Source organism: Nocardia sp. NBC_00511 (genome assembly GCF_045161165.1).
Lineage (GTDB): Bacteria > Actinomycetota > Actinomycetes > Mycobacteriales > Mycobacteriaceae > Nocardia.
In genome coordinates, this window is sequence record NZ_CP107849.1 from 2,898,183 (window position 1) to 2,924,126 (window position 25,944).

Here is a 25,944-nt window from a genome sequence, read left to right on the forward strand (position 1 = left end):
GATATCATGGATCAGACCGGTGGCTTTGGCGCCGAGCGGGAGCTCTCGGCGGAACTGGATGTATTTCCACCCCCGCAGCAGCGCCGATGGACGGTGCTGCTGCGGCTCATCCTGGCGATTCCGCATCTGGTGGTGCTGTGGGCACTGAGTATCGCGACCTTCTTCGTCGCCCTCTGCGGTTGGTTCGGGGCACTGTTCACCGGGAGGTTGCCACAATGGTGCGGCGATTTCCTGCGCTCGTATATCGCGTATCTGGCTCGGGTATCGGGCTATTTGATGTTGATGGTGGACGTCTATCCGCCCTTCAGCCTCGACATCGCCGCCGATTACCCGGTGCGGACCTGGTTCCCGCCGCCGACCGAACTGAATCGGGCCGCGGTGCTGTTCCGGCTCTTCCTGGCCATCCCGATTCTGGCGCTGACGAGTTGGTTCATGTCCGGCTGGGCGTTCATCTCGCTGATTCTCTGGCTGATCGTGCTGATCACCGGCCGCATGCCGCGCACCATCTTCGAGGCGACCGCCGCGATACTGCGGATTCAGCTGCGGGTGGACACATATTTCTACATGCTCTCCCCGACCTACCTGAAGGGCGTTTTCGGCGACGGTCCCGAACCGCCGCCGGGAACGGTTCCGCTGGCCTCGCCGACGCGGCCGCTGTTCATCTCGCAGGGCGCGCGAATTCTGATGATCGTCATGCTGATCATCGGAATCCTTTCCGGCTTCGCCAATTCCGTGACCAGCTCGGACGACACCAACGACGACTCCACCTCGCAGTACTCGAACTGACCGCACCCGACGACGGCCCCCGGCGAATTGCGCCGGGGGCCGTTCTCGTCGAATTGCGTCCCGCCTCAGACCAATTCGCGATGCTTGTGCAGACGACGTCGCACATCGGCCATCATCGAGCGGGTCCCCGCGGTGCGCAGGAACCGGGGAATGAACCGATTCACGAATCCCACGAACAGGAAGAGGTGTTCGAAGCGGCGCTGATCGGCGGCGCTCCATGCCACCCCGAGCTGTTCACGGAAATACGGCGGCAGGTAACCGACGGTGAGAAACCGCAGCAGGCCGCCGAATACGACGCGCAGCCACCAGGTGATCATCCGCAGGTGCAGCAGGTCGTCGATATAGCCGCGAATCAGATCGTCGGCGACGACCTGGCGGCAGGCGTCGTTCCAGTACAGGTCGAATTCGGCGCGGGTGGCGGGCCACATGTCGGCGGTGACCTGCAGCGTGGTGCCGAGGGTGGCCGAGGTCGAGTAGAACGCCTCGGCCTGTTCGGCGTTCATCCGGCCGTTGAGCAGCTGGTAGGAGTCCTCGAAGCCGATGTAGAGGCAGGCCGCGACCCACAGTTGCAGGTTGCGGTCGAAGGCGTTGTATCTCACCGCCGCACCGGGATCGGAGTGCACCTTGCGATGCACCGCGTCCACGGCCTCCCGGAAGGCCACCTTCTCCTCCGGGGTGCCGAGGATGGCGACCGCGAGGTAGGAGGCGGTGGTGCGCAACCGTTTCCACGGATGCACCATGAGCGCACCGGATTCCACCTTGCTACCCGCCACCCCGTGGCCGACACCCGGACGGGTCATCTGCATGGCGACATTGGCCGCGGCGCCGGAGAACTGCCAGAAGTCCAGTGCGTCTTCGAGTTTCGGCGGCCGCTTGGTCTCGGCGCGGTGCACGCCGGGGATGTGGATGCGAGTCTGCTCGACGGTGAGTTCAGCCGCAGCGGTCATGGTTACCTCTCTCCATTGACGAGAACCATCCATAACTTATAGCGCAGCGTCGCGGTCGGTCAACGCTGCTTCCTGCGGGTCAGGACAGCAACTCAGCCGCATCTGCAAGATTTTCCGAAACTGCTTTCATTCTGAGGAATGGTGAGTAACATACGCTGCTGCGGCCGGCTGCCGGGGAGCGCCGGGCAAGGACCTGAAAGGACCGACGCGACATGCTCCAACGCCTGGATCGAATACTCAGCTACGAGATGAAGGTGTCCGAGTTCCTGGGCACGCTCATCATTCTCGCCATCCCCTACGGGCTGATCGGGATCGTCTGGACCCTCACCCACACTTCGCATCTGAAGCAGCTACACGGCATCGACGTGGTCATGTCGTTCCTGGGGTCGATCGTGTGCTGGCCGGTGCTCACCTTCTCGAATGTGTGCATGACGTAGATGATGGCGCTGGTCTGGCTCATCGACATCCTGGTGATCGGGGTGAAGATTCTCGGTGGGCGTATGGAAGTCAATCCTGTTCTGCGCGTAGCACTCTGGCTGGCGGTGCTGTGTGTGCTGGCCGCCGGGATCGCGGTCCTCGGCGCGGGGCTGGTCGCGCTGCAACACACCCTCGAGGACCTGTCCTGATGACGACACTCGACAAACCGTCCCCGCCGGAACTCGGCGAACTCGACCGGATCGGCGCGAGCCTGCGCGGACTGTGGCAGCGCCACCCGCAGCGCTCGCTGGAAACCCTGGGCCGGCAGGTGGATCTGGGGCGGGAGGCGCTGCGGCAGCTGATCGTCTCGATTCTGCGCCGCCGGTTCCCCTATCAGGAATTCATCAAGCAGTGCGCGTTCATGACCAATGTGTCGGCCGCGCCGACGGTGCTGGTCGCCATTCCGATCGCGGTGGTGGTGTCGCTGCAGGTGGGCGCGCTGGTCAATCAGGTCGGCGCGACCACCTTCATCGGCGCGGTCGCGGGGCTGGGCATCATCCGTCAGGGCGCGCCGCTGGTCACCTCGCTGATGATCGCGGGCGCGGTCGGTTCGGCCATCACCGCCGACCTGGGTTCGCGCACCATTCGCGAGGAGATCGACGCCATGATGGTGATGGGCGTCGACCCGATCCGCCGGCTGGTGGCCCCGCGCCTGGCGGCCGCGGTGCTGGTGAGCATGCTGCTGTGCGGATTCATCGTATTCGTGGGCTTCGCAACGGCTTACGTGTTCAACGTGTACGCCCAGTCGGGCACGCCGGGCTCGTTCATCGGCTCGTTCGCGTCCTTCGCGGTCGCCAACGATCTGGTGGTGGCGCTGGTGAAGGCGGCCATCTTCGGACTGCTGACCGCGGTCATCGCCTGCGATATCGGGCTGCACGCGCACGGCGGCCCGGGCGGGGTCGCCAATGCGGTGAACTCGGCGGTGGTGTCCTCGGCGCTGATGCTGTTCGCCACCAATGTCGGGCTCACCCAGCTCTACAACACGCTGCTGCCGACGAAGGTGGTCTGAGATGAGCAGCACCTACACTCCCCCGGCCCTCAAACCCGTGCGCATGGCCGCGAATGTGGCCGCCGCGCCGATGCGGGCCAATCAGCGCCTCGGACATCAGGTCATCACGTTCTTCCGGGCGCTGTTCGCGATTCCGTTCGTGCTCAAGCACTATCGGCAGGAGGTGCTGCGGCTGACCGCGGATGTCGCGTTCGGCAACGGCTCCCTGTTCGTGGGCGGCGGCACCATCGGGGTGGTGGTGGCGCTGTGCGGATTCGGCGGCATCACCGTCGGCATGGAGTCGTTCACGGCGTTGAACCTGCTCACCATGAGCCCGCTGACCGGCGCGATCTCCGGCTTCGCCACCACGCGTGAGCTCGCCCCGATCATCGCCACCCTGGCGTTCGCGATCCAGGCGGGCTGCCGGTGCACCGCGCAGCTGGGGTCCATGCGCATCTCCGAGGAGATCGACGCGCTGGAATCCATTGCCATCCGGCCGCTTCCGTACCTGGTCAGCACGCGGATGATCGCGGCCACGCTGACCATCATCCCGCTCTACAGCGTGGGACTGGCGACGGCGTACCTGGCGACCAAGCTGTCGGTGCTGTTCCTGGGCGGCACCACCGCCGGCACCTACGACCACTACTTCTTCCAGTTCCTGCTGGGCCCGGACGTGTTCTGGTCACTGCTGAAAGTCGTTGTCTTCGTGCTGATCTCGACGTTCATCCAGTGCTACTACGGCTTCGTCGCGACCGGCGGGCCCGAAGGCGTCGGGGTGGCGGCCGGACGCGCGATCAAGATGGTCATCGTCGTCATGGTCTTCACGAATCTGTTTCTGACCCTTGCGATCTGGGGCGTCGACCCCGGATTCCGGATCTCGGGATAGGGGGGATCACATGCTGCTCGATCCCAGCGGGCGCGGGCCCACGCCCCGCCAGCTCACCCAGGCCGGACTGGCCATGATCACCGTGGTGGCGCTGCTGCTGTATCTGCTGTCACTGCGCTACACCGGGCGCTTCGAGGACAAGGTGTCGGTCACCGCCGTGCTCACCAGCACCGGCGACGGCCTGCCCGCGCACGCCGACGTGAAGTTCCGCGGCATGCTGGTCGGGCGCGTCGAGGACGTGACGGTGGTCGCCAAGGGCGAGAGCCAGCGCGCCTCGCTCGCCCTGAAACCCGTTGTGGCGGGCACGATTCCGGCGTCGGTGGCGGCGCGGGTGATCCCGAACAACATCTTCGGCGTGACGGCGATCGAACTGGTCGACACCACGCCGACCCGCGATACCCTGCACTCGGGGGCGACCATTCCCGAGGACACCAGCGCCGCGACCGTCCAGTTGCAGACCACGCTCAACGTGCTGCGCAATGTGCTCACCAATATCCAGCCCGAGAAGCTGGGCCGGGTGCTCTCGACACTGTCGGCGGCACTGGATCCGTCCGCGCGGGTACCCGGTTCGACCATCGAGCGCCTCGACCACTGGGTCACCGAGGTGCGCGATATCGACGGGATCGGCGATCTGCTCGGCAATCTGGGGCGGGCCGCGTCCGCGCTGAGCGCCTCCGCGCCGGATCTGGTCGGGACGCTGGCCAAGTCGGTGACCACCGCGCGCACGCTCACCGAACAGCGTGCCGCGCTGGTGAACCTGCTGACCAGCGGCGGGCACACGGTCGACACCGTGAACGGGCTGTTCGCCCGCAATCCGGACTCCGGGAAGTTCCTGGTGTCGGGGCTCAACCAGCTCTTCGGCAGTCTCGCGCAGGATCCGCAGGCGATCCCGTACGCCATCGCCAATCTCAATACCGCGCTGCAGCGGTTGCAGGGCGTGTTCAGCTTCGGCCCGCACCAGCAGATGGTGTGGAAGATGAACGTGTCGTTCACGCCGTTCCAGCAGTACACCGCGCCGGACTGCCCGCACTACGGGGAGCTGACGGGGCCGCGCTGCGGGGGCTCGACGGTGCCGGAAACCGCTCCGGCGCAACAGTTCCCGGAGCAGATGCTGCCCAAATGGCTCGATGCGGCAGGTCCCGCGCCCGCCGCCGCGACGCCTGCCCTGCCCGCGATACCGGGGCTCCCGGTGGTGCCCGCACTGCCGTCCATTCCGGGACTGCCCGCGATACCCGGCGTCACCGCGCCCGCGGCGGACACCTCACCGTCGACTCCGGCGCAGCCCGCCGGGCTCACCGGTGACGCGGCGGTCGCCGCGGTCGTCGGCGGCACCCCGAATATGGCGCAGCTGCTGCTGCTCTCACCCGTCCTCGCCGGTGGGTACCTCGTCCCGACCGATGCGGAGGCCACCAAGTGAAATCCGGGAAGGCCCTCGCGGGCTTCAGCATCTTCGCCGTGGTGGCGATGCTGCTGACCTACACCATCTGGTCGACATTGCAGCGCTCGGTGTCCGGTGGCACGCACCACTATTCGGCTGTCTTCTCCGACGTGCTCGGTCTGCGGATCGGGGACGACGTGCGGATGGCGGGCGTGCGGGTGGGGCGCGTCGACAAGATCGCCTTCGGCGACGGCTATCGCGCCCGCGTGGACTTCCGGTTGCAGGACGATCAGCATCCGACCACCTCCACCAAGGCGCTGGTGCGATACCAGAACCTGATCGGGCAGCGCTACGTCGCACTGGTCGCCGGTAAGGACGCGGGCGCACCGCTGCCCGCCGACGGTCAGATCCCGATCGAACGCACCGAACCGTCCTTCGACGTGTCCTCGCTGCTGTCGGGTTTCGAGCCGTTGTTCAGTGTGCTGCAACCCGATCAGATCAATTCGCTGTCCGAGACGCTGATCCAGGCGCTACAGGGCAACGGGGTGTCGCTCAGCGCGCTGGTCACCCAGGCCGCCCAGCTGGCGAGCACCTTCGGGCAGCGTGATCAGATCCTCGGCGAGGTGGTCGGCAATCTCAGCAGCGTCATCGCCGGGCTCGCGCATCGCAGCAACGAGCTGGAAACGCTGATCACGCAGGCGCGTTCGCTCACCGAGGCGTTGTATTCGCAGGGCACCGCGTTGAAGTCGTCGGTGGAGCGGGTGGCCACGGCCACCGACTCGCTGGTGAACGTGGTCGCCGCGGTGCAGCCGGGAATCGCGAAGGCGCAGACCGATGCCGGAGCCGGTGTCGCGCTGCTGCTGCTCAACGGGGCGTCCCTGGACAAGGCGGCCGTGGAGCTGCCCGTCGTGCTCAACGGGGTGGCGCGGTTCTCCAGCTACGGCACCTACGGCAATGCCTACATCTGCAGCCTCGATGTGTCGCTGTGGGGTGTGCTCTTCCCGCCCGGTCTGTTCAACCAGGTCGGCGGCAATTCCCATTCGGAGGTGTGCCGATGACGAAGCCCGTGACGCGACGACGGCCGCGGATCCGCTACCCCGGATTCCTGGCCAACCGATATCTGCGATTGGGACTGTTCGCGGCCGGATTCGTGGTGCTGCTGCTGGTCGGCTCGACCGTGCTGCAACAGGCTCGGCTGGGCGACAAGACCATTCACGCCGAGTTCGAACAGGCCGCCGGGCTGCGGCCGGGTGCGACCGTCGACGTGTCCGGCATCGAGGTCGGGCAGGTCAGTGCGGTCGCGCTCGACAACGGCAAGGTACTGGTGGCCATGAAGGTGCACGACGACATCAAGCTCGGCGACGACGCGCGCGCGGCCATCAAGATGTCGACCATCCTGGGGCGGCTGCACGTGGAACTCACACCGGGCCAAGGCAAATCGCTGCCCGGCGATCGGATCAAGCTCGATCACACCGCCGTGCCCTACAACCTGGGCAAGGTGGTGCAGGACCCGCAGTACAAACAGTCCTTCGATCGCATCGAACGGCTCGATCCGCAGAAGCTGCGCCAAGCCCTGGATCTGGTGGATCAGCAGATGGGCGATTCGCCGCAGCTGACCGTGCAGGCCCTCGACAGTGTGGGAGCGCTGGCCAAGGTGATCAACGATCGCCGCGACGAAGTGGACACGCTGCTCAAGGGCATGGACACGGTCTCGCAGCTGGCGTCGGACAATCAGAACAGCGTGCTGTTGCTGCTCACCCGCGGTGAGGCCATCGGCAACGCGGTGCAGCAGCGCCAGGCGCTGCTCAAACAGCTGCTCGACAATGTGGCGTCGCTGTCGAAACTGTTGCAGCAGATGGGGTTGGAGAACAACAACCAGCTCGCGCCGCTGATCGGCGACCTCAACACCATGTCGGAGGGGCTGACCAAGAACAAGGGCAACCTCGACCGGCTCTACCAGGTGATGCCGGTGACACTGCGGCAGTTCAACAATGTGCTCGGGGACGGGCCGTACGGAAACGTGTACGCGCCGTGGCTGTTTCCCGACAACTGGCTGTGCTTCGCGCAGGCCGTGGCGGGATGCAAGTGATGAAACTGCGTATCCGACTCAAACTGGCCGCCGTCACCGGGGCCATGCTGCTCACCGCGGGCTGCGGACTGCTGCCCGACACCTTGACCGCACTGCCCGAGCAGTACCTCGGGGCCCGCATGACCGTGACCGCCGACTTCGAGAACGTCGCGGGACTCTACGCGGGCAACGAGGTTGCGGTACTGGGGGTTCCGATCGGGTCAGTCACCTCGGTGACGCCGAAGGGCAGCTACGTGCAGGTGGTGATGTCGCTGGACAAGAGCGTCAAGATCCCCGCCGATGCCGTCGCGGCACTGGTGAATCCGCAGCTGATCACCAATCGGCACGTGGAGCTCGCCCCCGCCTACACCGGCGACGGGCCCGCCCTGTCCGACCACGCCTATATTCCGTTGCAGCGCACCAGGGTTCCCGTCGAACTGGATCGGATCCTGGCGAACTTCTCCCAGCTCGGCGCGGCGCTCAAGGGCGACAACCAGAGCGGGCCGATGGCCAGCCGAGTGCTGTTCCCGCTGTTGAACGGCAATGGCGACAAGCTGCGCGACACCCTCGACGCACTGTCGTCGGCGTTCGAGGTCACCTTCGCCAACAAGGACCAGATCTCCAACACCATCATCAAACTCAACGACATCACGCAGGTGATCGCCACCAACGATCAGACCGTGCGTGACTTCAGCGGGCGGCTCACCGAACTGGTCGACCTGCTCGGGCAGCAGGCGCCCGGCATCCAGGCGGTGCTGACCCAACTCGACGACTTCGTCACCAACACCGCGAGCCTGGTCGGGCAGAACAGGGATCAACTGGCCGGGGCGCTGACCCGCTTCGTCGCCATCACCGCCCAGATGCGCGCCAACGCCCGGGGACTCACCGAGATCGTGGACGTCGGACCGCTCATGTTCCAGAACCTCGCCAATGCCACCAGCAAGGACGACCAGGCGCTGCGCCTGCACGCGCTGCTGGACAAATCACTGCTCGACAGCGAGGCGCTGTCCACCTTCTGTGAACGCATCCAGCTGCGGCTCGACGGCTGCCGAACCGGCAAGATCGCCGACTTCGGACCCGACTTCGGGCTCACCGCAGCACTTCTGGGAATGACGAACGCCAAATGAGACTCCGCACAAGCACGATCGGCGGGCTGCTCGCCGCGGTCACACTGGTCACCGCGTCGGGCTGCGCGGTCACCGTCGACAGCCTGCCGCTGCCCAAACCCGGCATCGGCGGGCCCGGCTACACCGTGCACGCCGCCTTCACCGACGCCCTCAACCTGCCCGACCACGCACACGTCAAGATCGGCGGCACCGATATCGGCGTCGTCACCGCCATCAGGACCACCAACTTCCTGGCCGACGTGCGCATGCTCATCCGCGACGACATCCGGCTGCCCAAGGGCACCACCGTCGAACTGCGGCAGGCGACTCCGCTGGGCGACATGTTCGTGGCCATGACCCTGCCCTCGGCGCAGGAGGCCGGGGAACCGCTGCACGACGGCGACACCATCGGCACCGACCACACCGCCGCCGGGGCCTCGGTCGAACAACTCATGATGTCGATCTCGCTGCTGCTCAACGGCGGCGGCATCAACCAGGCCGCCAAGATCACCACCCAGATGAACTCCATGTTCGCCGGGCGCGCACCAGAACTCTCGCACCTCATCACCGAGCTGACCGGGACCATCGGGGCACTCAACCAGCGCACCGGGGACATCGACGCGGTGCTGACCGGATTGAACGGCCTGTCGGGCGAATTGGCCCGGCGCAAGGCCGAACTCGGGGCGGCCGCCGACAGCTTTCCGGCGCTGCTGGGATTGGTCAGCGAGAACAACCAGCAGATCGTGGATCTGCTCACCAAGATCGCCACCACCACCGACGCGCTCGGCGACTTCTCCAACACCACCGGTGGGGATTTCGTGAGCCTGTTCAACAGCATTCAGGCGCTGATGTCCGGGTTCGCGCAGAGTGATCAGCTCACCGGGGCGCTCGACGGACTGCACGGCATCTACCCGTCACTGATGGCCAGCCTGCGCGGGCCCGCCCTCGCGGTCGCGGCGACCGTGTCCTACCTCAGCATCGGCGCGCTGACCGATCCCAGTGGCAGCCGCTGGCCGCAGCTCGGGGACGTCGGGCAGTTCGCGGGCAGCCTGCAGCAGGTGCTCGAGAAGGTGTTCGGGCGGCTCACCAGCCCGCCGCAGACCCCTGGTGCCACGCAACCCGCTGCGCCGCAACCGGATTCGGGACAGCCGAGCAACGATCAGGGAGGCACGCGATGAACTCGCCGCTGTGGCGCTGGGTGCTCGCCCGGCGCATCGCCATCGCCAATCTGGGCCTGATCGCGGTGCTGGTGCTGGGCTGCGGATACATCGGGGGCGCGGTGCTGCGGTTCGATCCGCTGCCGCACACCTACGACGTCACCATCGAACTCACCGGGTCCGGTGGACTGCTGCCCGGCAACGACGTCAACTTCCGGGGCAGCCGGGTCGGCAAGGTCACCGATGTGAGGGTGTCCGGCGACGGGGTCGCCGCCATCGCGCGCATCGACGACAGTGCCCGAATCCCGGTGGGCGGCACCGTCGCCGTCGGACGGCTCTCGGCGGCCGGTGAGCAGTACCTGGACTTCCGGCCCGACTCCGACACCGGCCCCTACCTTCACGACGGGGCGACGGTGACGCGGGCGCAGACCAGCGTGCCGGTGCCGATCCAATCGGTGTTCACCAACCTCAGCGACCTGATCGGCGGGATGAACCCGGACCGGTTGAACGTCATCATCGACGAACTCGACAAAGCCCTCGCTGGTGGCCCGGATCGGTTGCGCAACATGATCTCCGGCGTCAGCCACGCCATGAACGGGCTCGACGACCTGCTGCCGCAGACCCGGCAGCTCATCGAGAACCTCGAGGTCGTCGCGGGCACCACCCAGCACGCGCAACCCGACCTCGGCACCCTCACCAAGGCGGGCAGCGTGCTGTTCGACCAGTTCGCCTCCGCCGACCAGGAACTGCGGAAACTGTTGCAGCAGGGGCCCGGCCAGCTCGCCACGCTGGGCGGATTCATCACCGACACCCAGGACCCGATCACCGACCTGGTCACCAACTTCGTCGCCGTCACCAAGGCCGCCAAGCTGCGCGCACCGGCCATCGCCGCGCTGTTCCCGGCGCTGCGGGTCGGCACCGAGGCGCTCGGCGTCCCCGCTCACGACGGCGCGTACTACACCCTCGTCGATCCCTGGCCGCGCCCCACCTGCGACTACGACACCATCCCGGTCGTACCCACCAATGTCCAGACCGACGACCGGATACGGCTCTACAACTACTGCGTGACAAGCGATCCCGCCATCCAGATCCGCGGCTCCGCCAACGCGCCCCGCCCCGACATCCCGGACAACGGCGCTTCCGCCCCGCCGGGCGTCACCGGCAACGAACTATCCCAGCCCATCCCCCGGTAGGAGAAAACCCATGAGCGACACCGACGTCGACAACACCGATACCGAAACCCTCGGCGCGAAGTCCGAGAACACCGGGACCAGCGACGGCAAGACTGCACCGGTGGCCGTGAAGCGACCCCGAACGGTCAGCCCGGCAACACCATCGGCGGATCTCGAAGCCGAGGACTGCACCACGCAAGACGCCTCCGCGGACACCGAGAACGACACGGCTGTCACCGAATTCACGACCGCGTCGGCGGCGGAATCGGACAAGGTCCCCGTTCCGGGGGATGCCCTGTCGCCGAATGCGGCTGCGGGCGACAAGAAGTCGCGGCGGATCCCGCTGCCGAGCCTGACCTCACGGGCGTCCGGACCGCGAGCGCGACTGCTGCTGGGCGTCGTCGTGGTCCTGGCGCTGGTGGCCTCCATCGCCTCGAGTGTGGTGTTCTATCAGCGCGATCACCACAACCAGCGCATCCTCGAGGCGCAGAACGAGGCCCGCGACGCCGCCTGCAAGTACGCGCCGGTGCTGGCCACCTACGACGCCAAGAACCTCGACGCGTATTTCACCGCCGTGCTCGACGGGGCGACCGGGGACTGGCGCAAGCAGTTCGACTCCACCAGTAAGGATCTGCGCGACGTGCTCACGCAGGGGCAGGTGGTATCCAAGGCGACCGACGTGCAGTGCGCGCTGCGCAGCGGGGACGAGAATTCCGCGGAGGCGATCGTGGTGATCGGGCAGACCATCACCAGTGTGGGCACCCAGGGCAAGCCCGCACCGGGACAGCTGTCGATGGTGATGCGGATGGAACGATCCGGGCACGGCTGGCTGGTGAACAAGGTGAATTCGCCACTGGCGCAGCAGCCGCAGCAGTGAGCCGCACCGCGAAACCGCCCGTCCCCGAATCGGGTGCGGGGGCGGTGCGCCGCCGCCCCAAGAACCGGCGCGCCCAGATCGCGGCGGTCTCGGCGGCCGAGTTCGCGGCGCTCGGCTATCACCGGGTCAGCATGGAGGACATCGCGGCGCAGCTGGGCATCACCTCCACCGCGCTCTACCGGCACTATCCGAGCAAGTACGCACTGTTCGCGAGCGAACTGCTGCGGTTGGGCCGCTTGACCGTGGCCGCGGTGACGCTGCCGGAGAGCACCGCGGCCGCGACACCGCGTGAGCGGCTCGGGCACGCCATCGACGCCATCATCGCCGATACCCTCACCAACCGACAGACCACCGGGCTGGCCCGCTGGGAGGCCCGCTACCTCGACAGCGCCGACAAACACACGGTGGACGAGTGTTTCGCCACCGCCATCGCCATGCTCGGCACGCTCATCGCCGAGTACCGGCCGTGGCTCGACGCCGCCGACTGCCGGGTGCGGGCGGTCGCGATCCTGTCCACGGTGAGCAGCCTCGGCGACCATCGCATCGCGCTGGCCGCGAAAACGCTGACCGCCCTGTTGAATTCGACCTGCTGGGCACTGGTGGAGGTGGAGCTGCCCGCCTCGGCGGGACCGCCCGCGCCGCCGCGCGCAGTGGAGCATCCACCCGCGCTCAAGCACGAACTGCTGCTGCACAACGCGATTCGGCTCTTCGCCGCGCACGGCTACCCGAATGTGAGCGTCGAGGACATCGCGGTAGCGGCGGGGCTGCCCTCGGCGTCGGCGGTCTACCGCTACTACCGGGGCAAGGCCGACCTGCTCACCGCCGCGTTCCGCCGGGCCGCCGACCGCATGTCCGCCGTCATCGGCCCCACCACCGCCGAATCCGCCGGGCCCGGTGAGGCTTTGCGCAAACTCGTCGACATGTACGTGGCGGGGGCCTTCGACGAACGCGACCTCACCTTCGTCTACTTCTCGGAATTCGGCCATGTCTCCGATGCCGAGCGCGCGACGCTGCGTGCCGTGCAACGCCTGGTGGTCACCGAATGGGCCGCTTTGCTCGCCGCGGCCCGGCCGGGGCTCTCACCGGTCGAGGCGAGCATTCTCGTGCACGCCGCCCTCGGCCTGGTCGTCGACTACGTGCGCGTCTTCGGCGACCACGATCGAATCTGCCCGCGCCAGTGGGTGATTCGCCTGATGGAGGCGGTGCTGTTCGGCTGCCCGGCGGCGTGACCGTCGTCAGTGCGCGCCGGGGCGCACGATCATGAGGACGACGACCACGGCCCACAGCAGGTTGTAGATGCCCGCCAGCATGCTCAGCCTGCGCAGTCGGGTGCCGTCGTCCGGGCGGTCGAGGGCCTCGCGCTGGATCGGGTGGATGAACGCGGCCAGCAGGCCACCGGCGGCGAAGGTGAGCACCATGGCCAGGGTGATCCAGATTTCACCCATCCGGCCCTGGATCGCGGCCAGGATCATGCCGATCACCGGGACGCTCAGCGCCAGTACCGCATAGCTGCCGGTGATGCGGTGAAATGCCTTGGCCACGGCCGGATTTCGTTCGGTGTCGACGGCCTCGCCGACGGTCGCCAGGGGCGCGTAGCGCGGAAACAGGCTCGCGGCGACGGCAGAACCGCCCACGAAGATGATTCCGGCCAGCACGTGTATCGACAGCAATGCCTTGTCCATGAACAGCGTCCACCCTTCAGTCAAGCTGAAGCTTAGGGCTCGAGCTTCAGCCTTGTTGAAGGTTGTGGGAAACGTCACCGCACTCGCGGAAACCGGGGATCAGGAGACGTTTCGGTTCATGAAGGCGGCCACGATGGCGCTACCGACCCGATGCTGGAAGGGATCGGCGTCCGGCCCGAACAATCGCTCGTCCACCTCGGCGACCACCACCTCCGCGGATCGCAACAGCCTGCGGCCCTTGGCCGTCAGCTCGATGGTCGACGCCGAGCCCGCCCGCGCCGTGCGATCGCGCACCAGCTCCGCGGCCACCATCGCCTTCACCGCGGCGTGCACGCTCTGCACGCTGATCGCACCCAAGCGGGCCAGATCGCTGAACGACGCGCCCGGCACGCTCGCGATATGACCGAGCAGCGCGAGCCGGGCGACCGTCAGATTCAGCGGTGCCAACGCCGCGCCCAATTCGGCTTCGACCCGATGTGCCAGGGTCAGCACGAGAATCGACGCACTGGCGGGCGGCGGCACGGGGCGAGCGGTCTGGTTGGTCACTGTCCTATCTTCGCGTACCCCACCTCGGGTTCGACCGACTGCCGCGGCAGGGTCACCGTGAACGTCGCACCCTGGCCGGGTTCACTGCTCACACTCACCGTGCCCTCGTGCGCGGCGACCAGGGCCTGCACGATCGACAGACCCAGTCCGCTGCCACCACTGGCCCGAGCCCGCGAGGCGTCGGTGCGATAGAAGCGTTCGAAGACTCGCGCCGCGGCCTCCTCCGAAAGCCCCGGGCCCTCGTCGCAGACATCCAGGCGCACCTCGTCCACACTCGGGGTGAGCCGCACCGTGATCGGCGTACCCGCGGGCGTGTGGGTCAGCGCGTTGCCGAGCAAATTGGCCAGCACCTGACGCAGCCGCGCCTCGTCGCCGATGATCTGCAACGTCCCCTCACCGGGCGACACCTCGAGCCGGATGGACCGGGTGCTGCCGTCGGTCTGATGGGCGGCCACGGCCTGCGCGTTGTGCACGGCGTCACCGGCGATCGTCAACAGGTCCACCGGTTTCCGGGCCAGCGGGCGCTTGGCGTCCAGCCGCGCCAGCATGAGCAGATCCTCCACCAGCAGGCCCATCCGGGCCGCCTCGGCCTCGATGCGGGCCAGCAGCATCGACGGATCCTTGCTCGCCCCTTGCCGATACAGCTCCGCGAACCCGCGAATCGTGGTGAGCGGGGTACGCAGTTCGTGGCTGGCGTCGGCGACGAACTGCCGCATCTTGGCCTCCGAACGCCGCGCGGCCTCCTCCGAAGCCTCCGTGGCCACCACCCCGTGCTGGATCTGCACCAGCATCTCGTTGAGCGAGCGCGCCAGGTGATCGACCTCGGTATCGATGCCGCGCACCGGAACTCGGCGATGCAGATCACCGCCCGCGATCGCGGCGGCCGTCTCCTCCACCTGCCGCAGCGGGCGCAGACCGCGCCGCACGATCAGGTAGCCGCCGACGGTCAACAGCACCAAAGCCGTGAAACCCGTACCGGATTCGAACAGGATCAGATGCGAGACCGTCTGCTGATTGTCGGCCAGCGACATGCCGATAGTGGTGGTGCCGTACTTGTTGGTGGTGCTGAGCACTCGCCAGCCGGGCGAGGAGCCGTCCACCGAATCGACGGTGATCGGGGAGGTCGCGGTGCGGCCCGACAGGTCCGGAATGGAATTGTCGCGATCACTGGTCAACTCGAAATACACCTGACCGCTTGGGGCAGTGCGCAATTCGTAGAATCTGCGCGGCTGTTCGGTCGCCGACTTCACCAGATCCGGGGAGACGGGCGTGCCGTCCGCGGGCACCCAGTGGGTGCGCCCGTCCGCCGCCGTCACCTGCTTCATGGCCTGCGGTTTGCCCCAGGTGCGCGCCGCGTCGTAGAGCTGCTCGTCGGTGCGCGTGGTCAACGATCTCGACAAGGCCGATGTCACAGCGAAACCCGACGCCACCAACACCACCGCCGCCAGTGCCACCATTGCCACGACCAAACCGATCCGCAGCGGCACCGAGGACACCCGCCGGCCCACGCTCTCGCGCACACTCATCGGCGGCTCGTCCCGGATGTCTTCCTCATGGCGTCAATCCTGTGCCCGGTTCCACCACCGAACCTTTGCGCCCGCTGAACGTTTCCTGTGAGCGTCCGGCAGCGATCAGACAGCGGCGGACAGCCGGGAAACCGTGGCCAGCGGGGCGCGGCCGATGGTGCGGCGCAACTCGTCCACGGGCAGCGCGCCCGCCGCGAACGCCCGGCGCATGCGGCGAATCCCCAGCAGGTCCTTGCGAATCGTGTCCACGATGTCCACCCGGCTGTCGGGATCGTCGATCCAGTCCACCGGCACCTCGTGAATGCGCAACCCCGCCCGCTGACCCAGCACCAGCAGTTCGGTGTCGAAGAACCATTCGTTGTCGGCCACCAGCGGCAGCACCCGGCGGCCCACATCGGTGCGGATCGCCTTGAAACCGCACTGCGCGTCCGAGAACGACGCGTGCAGAGACATTTTCAGGATCCGGTTGTAGGAGCGGGAGATGAACTCGCGCTTGGGTCCGCGCACCACCCGGGAGCGACGGTCCAGGCGCGTGCCGATCGCCAGGTCCGAATGACCCGACACCAGCGGCGCGACCAGCGGCAGCAGGCCGTTGAGATCGGTCGAGAGATCCACGTCCATGTAGGCGACCACGGCGGCGTCCGAACCCAGCCAGGACGTCCGCAGCGCACGGCCGCGACCCTTCTGATCGAGGTGCACCACCCGTACCCGGTCGAACTCCTCCGCCAGCAATTCGGCGACCTGCAGGGTGGCGTCGGTGCTGGCGTTGTCGGCGATGGTGATCCGGCTGGAGAACGGGAAACCGTCCGCCAGGTACCGGTTCAGTCGCTGCACGCACACCCCGAGATCCCGCTCCTCGTTGTAGACGGGGATCACCACATCCAAAACCGGTGTAGTGCCGAACATTTCGATGTCTTCCGCCCCGCGGGGCGCGATCGCGAGCTCTGTCATGCCCTGAAGCCTCGTCCCCGAACTTGTCGCCCACCTCCAGTCCACCTGGGAAGTTCCTGGGCTCGTAGACTCCCCCGGATGCCGGATCCCATGCACTTCGAGGCACACGCGGCGCTCTACGACCAGGCCCGGCCGCCATATCCGGACGCGCTGTGGACCTGCCTGCGCGAGGAACACCTACTGGGCGTGGGCACCCGGGTGCTGGAACTGGGGGCCGGAACCGGACTGGCCACCGGACCGATGCTGCCGGCCGGAGCGCAGGTCACGGCGGTCGAGCCCGGCGCTCGGCTCGCCGCACGGCTGCGCGCGCACTGGCCGAGTGCCGAGGTGCGGGTCGCCACCGCCGAAGCCGTGACACTGCCGGACGCGAGTTTCGATCTGGCCGTCGCGGCGACGTCGGTGCACTGGTTCGATCTCGACACGGTGCTGCCGAAGGTGCATCGAGCGTTACGGCCTGGGGGCCGTTTCGCGGTGTGGCGCAATGTCTTCGGCGATCCTTCCATGCCCGTCAGCACTTTCCGGGAGCGCGTCGCCGCCATCACCGCGCGCCGCGACGACCAGGCCGGGCGGCACGCGTCCACCGAACTCGACACCGAGATGTGGGCGCGGCGGCTGATCGCGACCGGACATTTCGTGGTCCGCCGGATCGAGCATTTCCGGTGGGTGATCGACCTGGACACCGAGCAGACCCGCGCACTGTTCACCACCTTCAGCAACTGGACCGGCGAGGAGGTGTCGGAGGCCGCCGACACGGTGCACGAGCTGGGCGGCGTCGTCACCGAGCACTACCTCACGCCGCTGATCATCCTCGACCGCGTCCACCGTTAGCCTCACGGTGCGCCGATACCTTGCCCCGGACGGCCTTTGCGACCACGGTCGATGCGCACATGTGCATGTCTTCACCACCCCTCGGAGAAGGAGCGACCATGTCCGCCACCGACGACTACCTGGCCAACAATGCCGAATACGCGAGCGGGTTCGCCGGGCCGCTACCCCTACCGCCCAGCAAGCACGTCGCCGTGGTCGCGTGCATGGACGCCCGGCTCGACGTGTACCGCATCCTCGGCCTGAAAGACGGTGAGGCACATGTGATCCGCAATGCGGGCGGTGTGGTCACCGACGACGAGGTGCGCTCACTGGCCATCAGCCAGCGGCTGCTGGGCACCACCGAGATCATCCTCATTCACCACACCGACTGCGGGATGCTCACCTTCACCGACGACGATTTCAAACGCGCCATCCAGAACGACACCGGGATCAAACCGGCCTGGTCGGCGGAGGCCTTCCCGGACCTCGACGAGGATGTGCGGCAGTCGATTCGGCGCATCGAGGCCAGCCCGTTCGTCACCGCCACCACCTCGCTGCGCGGGTTCGTCTTCGACGTCGCCACCGGCAAACTCAACGAGGTCGTCGCCTGATCGCCACCCCGGGACTCACGCGCGGGGCGTGAGTTCCGGGGTCAGCACGATCCGGCGGGTGGTGTGCGCCGACTCCGACCAGGCCGTCTCCACCTCCGACAGTGGGACCGGTTGTGCGTCGATATCGAAAGTGCCCCGGCCGATTTCGGTGGCCAGCGCCGGGAGCTCGGCGAGGATCTCCCGGGTGCCGACCGAACCCTGACCGCTGCCGACGATCTGCAATCGGGATGCTCGCAGTGCGGCCGAGGGGATGGGGGCGGTGGCGCCCGCGACCGAGCCGATCTGCATCCAGGACAACGGCTTTGCGCGATCGGGGCGCTGGGTGACGAGGGCGGCCATCGCTGCCGCGGTCGGATCGCCCCAGAGATAGTCGATCACCACGTCGACGTCGGCGGCGGTCTTGCCCAGGGCGGTCGCATCACCCAGGCGCACCGTGTCGGTGGCTCCCAGTTCGGGCAGTTCGGCCAGCCGTGCGGTATCGCGTGCGGCCGCCACGATGCGGTCCGCGCCGAAAAGTTTCGCCACCTGCACCGCCATCCGGCCCGCATTGCCGGTCGCGCCGAGAATCAGGACGCTCTGGCCGGGCTGGAACGAAATCCGTTGCCGCAGTGCCACCCACGACGACATGGCCGGATTCATCGCGGCGGCCACCGCGATCGGGTCGACGGTCTCGGGGAGCGCGATGCTGCGGCGTACATCGATGAGGGTGCGTTCGGCCATGGAACCCAGGACGGTGTCGGGCAGCACGAAGTAGCGCAGCGATCCGTCGGCGGTTCTCCCGACTCCGTCGATACCGGGGACCAGCGGCAGCTCATCGGTGCTGGTGTAGTGCGTGCCATCGGCCTGAGAGCGGACGCGCGGGTGCAGACCCGCGGCGATCACCTCGACGATCTGCTCGACCTCCGACGATGCGACGGGTTCGTCGAAATCCTGGTAGGCGGGCACGGAATCGAATGCGGAAACTACTGCGGCCTTCATGGCGGACTCCTGATCGACAGCTTCAACTGGTTGGTATTACGAACTAGATTAGTTGGCATTACGAACCAGGTCAACTATGCTTCCGATATGACCGAACCCACACCGACCGGCGCGAACGAACAGGACAGCCTGGTCGACACCCTGGTACACAGCACTTTTGTGACCACGGCCATGCTGAATCGAATCGGCGCGGAGCACGACCTGTCGCTGACCCAGGTGCGGGTACTCGGGATCCTGCGCGACACCCGCGCGGGCATCACCGCGCTGGCCGAGCATCTCGGGCTGGAGAAATCGACCATGACCGGGCTCGTCAGCCGCGCGGAGAAGCGCGGGCTGCTACGGCGCGAACCGCATCCACAGGACGGGCGTGCGGTCGACATCGTGCTCACCGACGCGGGGCGGACACTGATCAACGGGCTGCGGGATCAGATCGACGGGCTCTTCGCGCCGATGACGGCGGAACTCACGGTCGCCGAACAGCGGCGGTTGCAGACGCTGTTGCAGCGGATGCTCGCACCGCGTCAGCACTGAGGGTGCCGAGGCGGGCGAACATCGTTGTGGCAGAACGTCAGTCGGACTTCACGACCGACCACTGGACGACCGGGAGCTGCGGGCGCCACGAAGTGAAGCCGCCCAAGGCCTCGGCCCGGTAGATCTGGAAGCGGCGCAGCGTGCCGCCGTGACGGGCCGTCAATTGCAGTAGCAGCGACTCGGATTCGGCGGTGACCGCGTTCGCGACCAGGCGGCCGCCGGGGCGCAACCGCTCCCAGCAGGCCTCGACCATGCCGGGCTGGGTGAGGCCGCCACCGAGAAACAGCGCGTCCGGGGCGGGCAGCTCGGCGAAGGATTCCGGGGCGGGACCGAGGACCCGCACGCCGGGGACGCCGAGGGCGGTCGCGTTCTCGGCGATCTGCTTGCGGCGGGGCTCGATTCGCTCGAAGGTGACCGCGCGGCAGGCAGGGTCGGTGCGACACCATTCGATGGCGATGGTGCCCGAACCACCACCGACGTCCCACAGCAGCTCACCCGGTGCCGGGGCCAGCGCCGACAGGGTCAGGGCGCGCACTTCGGACTTGGTGAGCTGACCGTCACCGGCGTACGCGTCGTCCGGCAGACCGGGCAGCCGGGTCAGGCGCGGGACCGTCGAGTCGGCGACCGCGTCGATCGCGATGAGGTTCAACGGGTCTCCGGGCACCTGCGGCCAGTGTGCGGCAGTGCCCGTCAGCACCCGCTCCCCCGGCCCGCCCAGCTGCTCGAGGACCGTCAGCCCTGATTCACCGAACCCATTGCGCGCCAGCAGTTCCGCCAGCACGACCGGCGTGTGCTCGTCCGCGCTCAAGACCAGGATCCTGCGCCCGTGCGCCAACTCCGGGAGCACCGTCTCGACCGGGCGGCCCACCGCGCTCACCACGGGTGTCTCCTGTAGCGCCCAACCCAGCCGCGCACAGGCCAGCGACACCGACGACGGCTGCGGGATCACGCGCAGCGCCTGTGCCCCAACCAGTTTGGACAGCGTCACACCGATGCCGAAGAACATCGGGTCGCCGCTGCCCAGCACGCACAGCCGCCGAGCGGAGTACTGCTCGAGCAGACCGGGCAGGGCGGGCACCAGCGGAGTCGGCCACGCGACCCGCGCCGCGGCGGTGCCATCCTGCGGGATCAGCGCCAATTGTCTTGCGGAGCCGAGCAGTACCTCGCTCGCCGCGATACCGCGTCGCGCGGAGCCACTCAGACCGTCCCAGCCGTCGGCCCCGATCCCCACCACGAGGATCGGTTCCGACACTCCGGACGTGCCCGTCATCGCGGTGCCCGACGCCACAGCGAATACGGGACATAGCGAATAGCCAGGAACAGCAAACGGATTCGACGCGGCACCGCCACATCCCGCACTCGGCGGTAGAGGCCCGACACCACCGCGTCGGCGACCTGGTCCGGGGTGCTCGACAGCGGCGCGGGCGCCATACCCGCCGTCATCCGGCCGATCACGAAACCCGAGCGCACCATCAGCAGGTGAACTCCGCTGCCGTGCAATGCCATCTGCAGACCGGACGCGAAACCGTCCAGGCCCATCTTCGCCGACCCGTACACATAGTTGGCGCGGCGCACCCGCACCCCGGCGATCGAACTGAACACCACGATCTGGCCGTCGCCCTGCTCGCGCAGCAGGTTGGCCAGGGTGGTCAGCACACTGACCTGCGCCACGAAATCGGTCTGCACGATCTCCACCGCGTGCGCCGAATCCGCTTCCGCCCGAGCCTGATCGCCCAGGATCCCGAACGCCACCACCGCCACGCCGATGCGTCCGTGCTCGGCGATCAGCTTCTCCAGCAACGGCCGATGACCGGTCAGATCGTCGGCATCGAACTCGACGCAGTGCACCGCGGCCGCCTCCGCGATCACCAGCTCGCGTGCCTGCTCCTGTAACTCGTCACTGCGGCGCGCCGCCAGAATCACCGTCCGTCCCGGAGACAGCCGCCGCGCCACCTCCAGCCCGATCTCACTGCGCCCACCCAGCACCAGCACGACACCCGCATCGACGTCCCGCGATCCGAAACCCATGGCCCACAGTGTGCCACTCACCCCCACCCCGCCTGTGCGCCCGATCGGCTTGTCCACCCGATTGCTAGCGTCGAGGACATGACCAGCACCGCCGCGCACCCCGAGCTGTCGCCCGCCGCCGCCGAATTCGTCACCGAACGCCACCTCGCCACCCTCAGCACCCTGCGGGCCGACGGCACCCCGCACGTGGTCGCCGTCGGATTCACCTGGGATCCCGAGGCCGGGATCGCCCGCGTCATCACCAACAACGGGTCGGTGAAGGTCAACAATGTGCGCCGCTCCGGCTACGCCGCCGTGAGCCAGGTCGACGGACCGCGCTGGCTCACCCTCGAGGGACCCGCCACCATCCTCGAGGATCCGGACTCGGTCGCCGACGCCGTCGAGCGCTACGCGGGACGCTACCGGCAGCCCCGGGAGAACCCGACCCGCGTGGTCATCGCCATCACCGTGAAACGAGTGCTGGCCAGCAGCGTCTTCAAGCCCGGGGTGGCCGCGCCCGGGCACTGAACCGCTCGGAAGTCGTTCGCGCGGGGCCCGATTCGCGGGCACCGATGAATTCCGGGCCGCCACACCGTCCTTGCTGACAACGGTGACGAGAGAGGTGCGAGCATGTCCGGACTTCGAGAAGTACTGCAGGCGCAGGTCGATCGGGGCGCCGTGCCCGGCGCGGTGGGGCTCCTCGCCCGCGGCGATCGGCGCGAGATCGCAGCCGTCGGGGTCGCGCACGCGGACGGCGCCGTGCCGATGACCGCGGATTCGATCTTCCGGTGGGCCTCGATCACCAAACCCGTCACCGCCGCCGCGCTGCTGATGCTCATCGAGGACGGGGTCTTCGGGCTGCACGATCCGATCGCCCCGTGGTTGCCCGAGCTCGCGCATCCGATGGTCGTGCGCACGCCCGGCGGCCCGATCGACGAACTGGCGCCCGCGCATCGGCCGATCACCGTGTTCGATCTGCTCAGCGCGCAGGCCGGATACGGGTTCGCCTCCGACTTCGACCTGCCCGCCGTGCAGGCGCTGTTCCCGGTCCAGCGCGACGGACGCGAGGTGCAGAGCTTCCCGCCGATGGACGAGTGGCTGGCCGACCTGGCCCGCGTCCCGCTGTTGAGCCAGCCCGGCACCGCCTGGCTATACGACACCTGCTCGGTACTGCAAGGGGCGCTGATCGTGCGCGCTTCCGGGCAGTCTCTGCCCGACTTCCTGGCGGAACGGATCTTCGAGCCGCTCGGCATGAGCGACACCGGGTTCGTCGTCACGCCCGACCGGCGCTCCCGCTTCACCAGCTACTACCGCCGGAGCGCGAACGGCCTGGAACTCGCCGACGGCCCCGAAGGACAGTGGGCCACCCTGCCCGCGTTCCCGCTCGGCAGCGGCGGCCTGGCCGGAACCGCCGGTGACTGGCTGCGCTTCGCCGATCTGCTGCTCGCCGACGGCGTCACCTCGGATGGACGGAAACTGTTGTCCGCCAACTCCATCCGGCTGATGACCACCGACCACACCGAGCCGGCGCACCGAGCCTTCGGCGAGCTGTTCCTCGAGGGTCAAGGCTGGGGCTTCGGCGGCGCGGTCGACATCACGCGCACCGATCCCTGGAATGTGCCCGGCCGTTACGGCTGGGTCGGCGGCACCGGCACCAGCGCCCACCTGACTCCCAGCACCGGCACCGTCGCGATCCTGCTCACCCAGGTCGGCATGGACAGCCCCGAACCCGACACCTGCCTGCACGAATTCTGGCGCTACGCGGCCACTTTCGGGGAGGACTGAGAGCGCCGCATCTACTACGGCGATCGGACTCCCCGGCGTTCCGACGCGGGCCGACTCCACGGGCGGTGACAGCGAATGTTCGATGTCACCAGCCGTCGCGACTCGACCCGCGGCCTCGAAAAAACGCGCTGCCGCAACCGACATCGAGCCGACCAGTCCCCGCCCCGGCTGCTGCCGACTACAGCCGGGTCAGTCCGTGCGGACGGTTGTTCACCGATTCACGGCCGTCCTCGGTGACGATCACGATGTCCTCGATGCGCGCGCCCCACTGGCCCGGGAAGTAGATGCCCGGCTCGATGCTGAACGCCATGCCCTGCTGCAACGCGATATCGTTGCCCGACACGATGTACGGCTCCTCGTGCACCGACAGTCCGATGCCGTGACCGGTGCGATGCACGAAGTAGTCGGCGAGACCGGCCGCGGCCAGCACGTCGCGCGCGGCGGCGTCGATGGACTCCGCGGTGACGCCCGGACGGACCGCGGCCACCGCGGCGGCCTGCGCACGCTCGAGCACCGAGAACTGTTCGGCGACTTCAGCACTCGGCTCACCGAGCACATAGGTGCGGGTGGAGTCGGAGAAGTAGCCGGGCTCCACCGGGCCACCGATATCGATGACCACCACATCGTCGGGCTCGATCACCCGCGCCGAGACCATATGGTGCGGGTCCGCACCGTGCGGGCCGCTGCCCACGATCACGAATTCGGCTTCGGTGTGGCCCTCTTCGACCAGGGCGGCCGCGATGTCCGCGCCCACCTCCGCCTCGGTGCGGCCCGGGCGCAGGAATTCGCCCATGCGCGCGTGCACCCGGTCGATGGCCGCACCGGCCCGGCGCAGCGCCTCGATCTCGCTGGGGTCCTTGCGCATTCGCAGTTCGCGCAGCAGCGGGGTGGCCGACACCGGCAGCGAACCGAACTGATCGGCGATCGGCAGCAGGTGCAGCGCGGGCATCACCTCGGTAACCGCCACGCGCGCACCGGCATTGAGCACATTCCTGACCAGACGGTACGGGTCCACCCCGTCCACCCAGTCCACCACCTGCAAACCCAGCTCACCGGCGGCAGAGCCCTTCAACTGCGCCAGCTCCATCTTCGGAATCACCACCGACGGCGTCTCACCGCTGGCGGGCACCACCAGACACGTCAGCCGCTCGAACGACTGCGCCCGGGAACCGATGAGAAACTGCAGGTCGGAGCCCGGCGTGCAGAGCAGTGCGTCCAGGTGCGCGTTGCGCGCCAACTCCGCCGCCCGCTCCAAGCGCGCCCCGTAGACCTCCGCCGCGAACCGTGACTCGTCATGAGAGCTCATGCCGACCGACGTTACCCGGTCCCTCAGCCACCCTCCAGCCACCCGAGAGGTTCGCAACCGTCATACCCGGGACTGTCGGCCGGTCCCGGTAGGGTCGTGGGCTATGAGCAACCCTGCCGCCGGTCCGCTGCTGCTGCTCGATGGGGCCAGCCTGTGGTTCCGGGCGTTCTACGCCATCCCGGAGAAGATCACCGCCCCCGACGGGCGACCCGTCAACGCGCTGCGCGGCTTCACCGACATGATCGCGGCGCTGGTCAAACAGCATGCGCCGAGCCGCCTGGTGGTGTGCCTGGATCTGGATTGGCGCCCGCAGTTCCGTGTCGACCTGCTGCCCTCCTACAAGGCGCATCGCGTCGCCGAGGAGGCTGACGTGGTGGACGGGGTCGTGGCCGAAGAAGTGCCCGACACCCTCACCCCACAGGTGGACATGATCATGGAGGTGCTCGCGGCCGCGGGCATCGCCACCGCGGGCGCCGAGGGTCTCGAGGCCGACGACGTGATCGGCACCCTGGCCACCGTCGAACGCGACAGCGAGGTCATCGTGGTCAGCGGTGACCGCGATCTGCTTCAGCTGGTACGGGATACGCCCACTCCAGCGGTGCGGGTCTTCTATGTCGGGCGCGGACTGTCGAAGGCGGAGCTGTGGGGCCCCGCCGAGGTATCCACCAAATACGGTGTGCCGCAGGAGAACGCGGGCCCGGCCTACGCCGATATGGCCACCCTGCGCGGTGACGCCTCAGACGGCCTGCCGGGTGTCGCGGGCGTCGGCGACAAATCCGCCGCCCAGCTCATCACCCGCTTCGGATCGGTGGAGGCACTGCGCGCCGCCGCGGCCGACCCGGACTCCGACCTCGCCAAGGGCGTACGCGCGAAACTCGTTGCGGCGGACGACTATTTGAAGGCCGCCGCCCCCGTGGTCCGGGTGGTCCGCGACGCCAAGATCGACATGTCCGGCCCCGACCTCCTGCCCGCCACCCCGGCGGATCCGGACCGATTGGCCGAACTGGCCGTCGCCTACAACGCCGAGAGCCCGGTCAAACGGTTACTCACCGCAATGGCCAAGCGCTGAGCGTGCACTCGCGCAGGACTTCCAGCGAAGCCGCCTCGCCTCGAACCTGAGTTGCTGGGTGGGTACGGCATCCGGTCAGCGCGGGGCAATCCTTGGCCAGACTTCGGGATTGCCGTTCTCGTCGGTGACCACAACTTCCGAGAAGTAGGGACCAGGATCGGTCGCCTTGCGCAGAGTGATGTGCGATCCGAACGTAATCTCGTGTCCGGCAGCGCAATTGGGCTGGCAAATGACACGATGCTCGGTGCCGGTTCCTTCGGCGCGCTCCGGCCCCCAGCTCGTCCAGGCGATGTCGGTCACCGT

Annotated in this window: 28 protein-coding genes and 1 pseudogene; 19 read left to right on the forward strand and 10 right to left on the reverse strand. The window is 67.8% G+C overall.

All coding sequences use genetic code 11. The features are described 5' to 3' along the window. Positions 1 to 6: 6 nt before the first annotated feature. The gene (locus tag OG300_RS13755) at positions 7 to 786 is read left to right on the forward strand and encodes a DUF4389 domain-containing protein (RefSeq protein WP_405495813.1); all 780 of its coding nucleotides are present in this window, start codon (positions 7 to 9) and stop codon (positions 784 to 786) included. A 65-nt stretch (positions 787 to 851) separates the two neighbouring features. On the opposite strand, the gene OG300_RS13760 is transcribed toward OG300_RS13755, so the two are convergent. Next, positions 852 to 1,733: an oxygenase MpaB family protein gene (locus OG300_RS13760; RefSeq protein ID WP_405495815.1), complete on the reverse strand. Its 882-nt coding sequence runs from the start codon at positions 1,731 to 1,733 to the stop codon at positions 852 to 854. A 212-nt stretch (positions 1,734 to 1,945) separates the two neighbouring features. Here OG300_RS13760 and OG300_RS13765 point away from each other — a divergent pair, with 212 nt between their 5' ends. From OG300_RS13765 to OG300_RS13820, 12 genes are read left to right on the forward strand one after another with little or no spacing between them, the layout of a single operon-like run. Further along, positions 1,946 to 2,170 carry a hypothetical protein gene (locus OG300_RS13765; protein ID WP_405495817.1) on the forward strand — a complete coding sequence of 75 codons (225 nt, stop codon included), beginning with the start codon at positions 1,946 to 1,948 and terminating at the stop codon, positions 2,168 to 2,170. Further along, on the forward strand, positions 2,171 to 2,359 hold the full coding sequence (locus OG300_RS13770) for a hypothetical protein (protein WP_405495819.1): 189 nt from the start codon (positions 2,171 to 2,173) through the stop codon (positions 2,357 to 2,359). After that, the gene (locus tag OG300_RS13775) at positions 2,359 to 3,219 is read left to right on the forward strand and encodes an MlaE family ABC transporter permease (protein ID WP_405495821.1); all 861 of its coding nucleotides are present in this window, start codon (positions 2,359 to 2,361) and stop codon (positions 3,217 to 3,219) included. The genes OG300_RS13770 and OG300_RS13775 overlap by 1 nt, the downstream gene beginning before the upstream one ends. A gap of 1 nt (position 3,220) precedes the next feature. Beyond that, positions 3,221 to 4,084: an ABC transporter permease gene (locus OG300_RS13780; RefSeq protein WP_405495823.1), complete on the forward strand. Its 864-nt coding sequence runs from the start codon at positions 3,221 to 3,223 to the stop codon at positions 4,082 to 4,084. Between the two features lie 10 nt (positions 4,085 to 4,094). Continuing rightward, positions 4,095 to 5,501, forward strand: a complete 1,407-nt coding sequence (locus OG300_RS13785) for an MlaD family protein (RefSeq protein WP_405495825.1) — start codon at positions 4,095 to 4,097, stop codon at positions 5,499 to 5,501. Continuing rightward, on the forward strand, positions 5,498 to 6,520 hold the full coding sequence (locus OG300_RS13790; protein ID WP_405495827.1) for an MlaD family protein: 1,023 nt from the start codon (positions 5,498 to 5,500) through the stop codon (positions 6,518 to 6,520). The genes OG300_RS13785 and OG300_RS13790 overlap by 4 nt, the downstream gene beginning before the upstream one ends. After that, on the forward strand, positions 6,517 to 7,551 hold the full coding sequence (locus OG300_RS13795; protein ID WP_405495829.1) for an MlaD family protein: 1,035 nt from the start codon (positions 6,517 to 6,519) through the stop codon (positions 7,549 to 7,551). The genes OG300_RS13790 and OG300_RS13795 overlap by 4 nt, the downstream gene beginning before the upstream one ends. After that, positions 7,551 to 8,657: an MCE family protein gene (locus tag OG300_RS13800; RefSeq protein WP_405495831.1), complete on the forward strand. Its 1,107-nt coding sequence runs from the start codon at positions 7,551 to 7,553 to the stop codon at positions 8,655 to 8,657. The genes OG300_RS13795 and OG300_RS13800 overlap by 1 nt, the downstream gene beginning before the upstream one ends. Next, on the forward strand, positions 8,654 to 9,814 hold the full coding sequence (locus OG300_RS13805; RefSeq protein WP_405495833.1) for an MlaD family protein: 1,161 nt from the start codon (positions 8,654 to 8,656) through the stop codon (positions 9,812 to 9,814). The genes OG300_RS13800 and OG300_RS13805 overlap by 4 nt, the downstream gene beginning before the upstream one ends. Then, positions 9,811 to 10,986 carry an MCE family protein gene (locus tag OG300_RS13810; protein ID WP_405495835.1) on the forward strand — a complete coding sequence of 392 codons (1,176 nt, stop codon included), beginning with the start codon at positions 9,811 to 9,813 and terminating at the stop codon, positions 10,984 to 10,986. Before OG300_RS13805 ends, OG300_RS13810 begins: the two co-directional genes overlap by 4 nt. Before the next feature lie 10 nt (positions 10,987 to 10,996). Continuing rightward, positions 10,997 to 11,842, forward strand: coding sequence for a hypothetical protein (locus tag OG300_RS13815; protein ID WP_405495837.1), 846 nt, complete (start codon positions 10,997 to 10,999; stop codon positions 11,840 to 11,842). Further along, on the forward strand, positions 11,839 to 13,071 hold the full coding sequence (locus OG300_RS13820; protein ID WP_405495839.1) for a TetR/AcrR family transcriptional regulator: 1,233 nt from the start codon (positions 11,839 to 11,841) through the stop codon (positions 13,069 to 13,071). The genes OG300_RS13815 and OG300_RS13820 overlap by 4 nt, the downstream gene beginning before the upstream one ends. 6 nt (positions 13,072 to 13,077) lie before the next feature. Here the strand turns inward: OG300_RS13820 and OG300_RS13825 are convergent, their stop codons facing one another. The 4 genes and pseudogenes from OG300_RS13825 to OG300_RS13840 all read right to left on the reverse strand — a co-directional run. After that, positions 13,078 to 13,524 (reverse strand): hypothetical protein, encoded by a 447-nt coding sequence (locus OG300_RS13825; protein ID WP_405495841.1) that lies wholly within the window; start codon positions 13,522 to 13,524, stop codon positions 13,078 to 13,080. Between the two features lie 99 nt (positions 13,525 to 13,623). Then, complete coding sequence (locus OG300_RS13830; RefSeq protein WP_405495843.1) at positions 13,624 to 14,070, reverse strand: MarR family winged helix-turn-helix transcriptional regulator; 447 nt, start codon at positions 14,068 to 14,070, stop codon at positions 13,624 to 13,626. Then, positions 14,067 to 15,596, reverse strand: coding sequence for a sensor histidine kinase (locus tag OG300_RS13835; protein ID WP_405495845.1), 1,530 nt, complete (start codon positions 15,594 to 15,596; stop codon positions 14,067 to 14,069). Before OG300_RS13835 ends, OG300_RS13830 begins: the two co-directional genes overlap by 4 nt. Positions 15,597 to 15,734: 138 nt before the next feature. After that, a pseudogene (locus OG300_RS13840) lies at positions 15,735 to 16,502 on the reverse strand (dolichyl-phosphate beta-glucosyltransferase); the annotation flags it as partial. A 123-nt stretch (positions 16,503 to 16,625) separates the two neighbouring features. Between OG300_RS13840 and OG300_RS13845 the strand changes: the two are divergent. After that, a complete protein-coding gene (locus OG300_RS13845) occupies positions 16,626 to 17,375 on the forward strand; it encodes a class I SAM-dependent methyltransferase (RefSeq protein ID WP_405495847.1) in 750 nt (249 codons plus the stop codon). A 98-nt stretch (positions 17,376 to 17,473) separates the two neighbouring features. Beyond that, positions 17,474 to 17,965 carry a beta-class carbonic anhydrase gene (locus OG300_RS13850; RefSeq protein WP_405495849.1) on the forward strand — a complete coding sequence of 164 codons (492 nt, stop codon included), beginning with the start codon at positions 17,474 to 17,476 and terminating at the stop codon, positions 17,963 to 17,965. A gap of 15 nt (positions 17,966 to 17,980) precedes the next feature. Here OG300_RS13850 and OG300_RS13855 read toward each other — a convergent pair whose 3' ends face one another. Continuing rightward, a complete protein-coding gene (locus OG300_RS13855; protein WP_405495851.1) occupies positions 17,981 to 18,943 on the reverse strand; it encodes a zinc-binding dehydrogenase in 963 nt (320 codons plus the stop codon). 87 nt (positions 18,944 to 19,030) lie between these two features. Between OG300_RS13855 and OG300_RS13860 the strand changes: the two genes are divergently transcribed. Further along, positions 19,031 to 19,474: a MarR family winged helix-turn-helix transcriptional regulator gene (locus OG300_RS13860; RefSeq protein WP_405495853.1), complete on the forward strand. Its 444-nt coding sequence runs from the start codon at positions 19,031 to 19,033 to the stop codon at positions 19,472 to 19,474. A 37-nt stretch (positions 19,475 to 19,511) separates the two neighbouring features. On the opposite strand, the gene cbiE is transcribed toward OG300_RS13860, so the two are convergent. Both cbiE and OG300_RS13870 read right to left on the reverse strand, forming a co-directional pair. Then, positions 19,512 to 20,744 (reverse strand): precorrin-6y C5,15-methyltransferase (decarboxylating) subunit CbiE, encoded by a 1,233-nt coding sequence (gene cbiE, locus OG300_RS13865; protein ID WP_405495855.1) that lies wholly within the window; start codon positions 20,742 to 20,744, stop codon positions 19,512 to 19,514. Beyond that, a complete protein-coding gene (locus OG300_RS13870) occupies positions 20,741 to 21,502 on the reverse strand; it encodes an SDR family NAD(P)-dependent oxidoreductase (protein WP_405498550.1) in 762 nt (253 codons plus the stop codon). The genes cbiE and OG300_RS13870 overlap by 4 nt, the downstream gene beginning before the upstream one ends. Before the next feature lie 78 nt (positions 21,503 to 21,580). On the opposite strand from OG300_RS13870, the gene OG300_RS13875 reads away from it, so the two are divergent. Together OG300_RS13875 and OG300_RS13880 are read left to right on the forward strand one after the other, a co-directional pair. Next, the gene (locus tag OG300_RS13875) at positions 21,581 to 22,009 is read left to right on the forward strand and encodes a PPOX class F420-dependent oxidoreductase (protein ID WP_405495857.1); all 429 of its coding nucleotides are present in this window, start codon (positions 21,581 to 21,583) and stop codon (positions 22,007 to 22,009) included. A gap of 102 nt (positions 22,010 to 22,111) precedes the next feature. Beyond that, positions 22,112 to 23,266, forward strand: coding sequence for a serine hydrolase domain-containing protein (locus tag OG300_RS13880; RefSeq protein WP_405495859.1), 1,155 nt, complete (start codon positions 22,112 to 22,114; stop codon positions 23,264 to 23,266). 178 nt (positions 23,267 to 23,444) lie between these two features. On the opposite strand, the gene OG300_RS13885 is transcribed toward OG300_RS13880, so the two are convergent. After that, positions 23,445 to 24,572 (reverse strand): M24 family metallopeptidase, encoded by a 1,128-nt coding sequence (locus OG300_RS13885; protein ID WP_405495861.1) that lies wholly within the window; start codon positions 24,570 to 24,572, stop codon positions 23,445 to 23,447. A 103-nt stretch (positions 24,573 to 24,675) separates the two neighbouring features. Here OG300_RS13885 and OG300_RS13890 point away from each other — a divergent pair, with 103 nt between their 5' ends. Further along, a complete protein-coding gene (locus tag OG300_RS13890; protein WP_405495863.1) occupies positions 24,676 to 25,641 on the forward strand; it encodes a 5'-3' exonuclease H3TH domain-containing protein in 966 nt (321 codons plus the stop codon). A gap of 75 nt (positions 25,642 to 25,716) precedes the next feature. Here the strand turns inward: OG300_RS13890 and OG300_RS13895 are convergent, their stop codons facing one another. Beyond that, positions 25,717 to 25,941, reverse strand: coding sequence for a hypothetical protein (locus OG300_RS13895; RefSeq protein ID WP_405495865.1), 225 nt, complete (start codon positions 25,939 to 25,941; stop codon positions 25,717 to 25,719). Between the last annotated feature and the right edge of the window lie 3 nt (positions 25,942 to 25,944).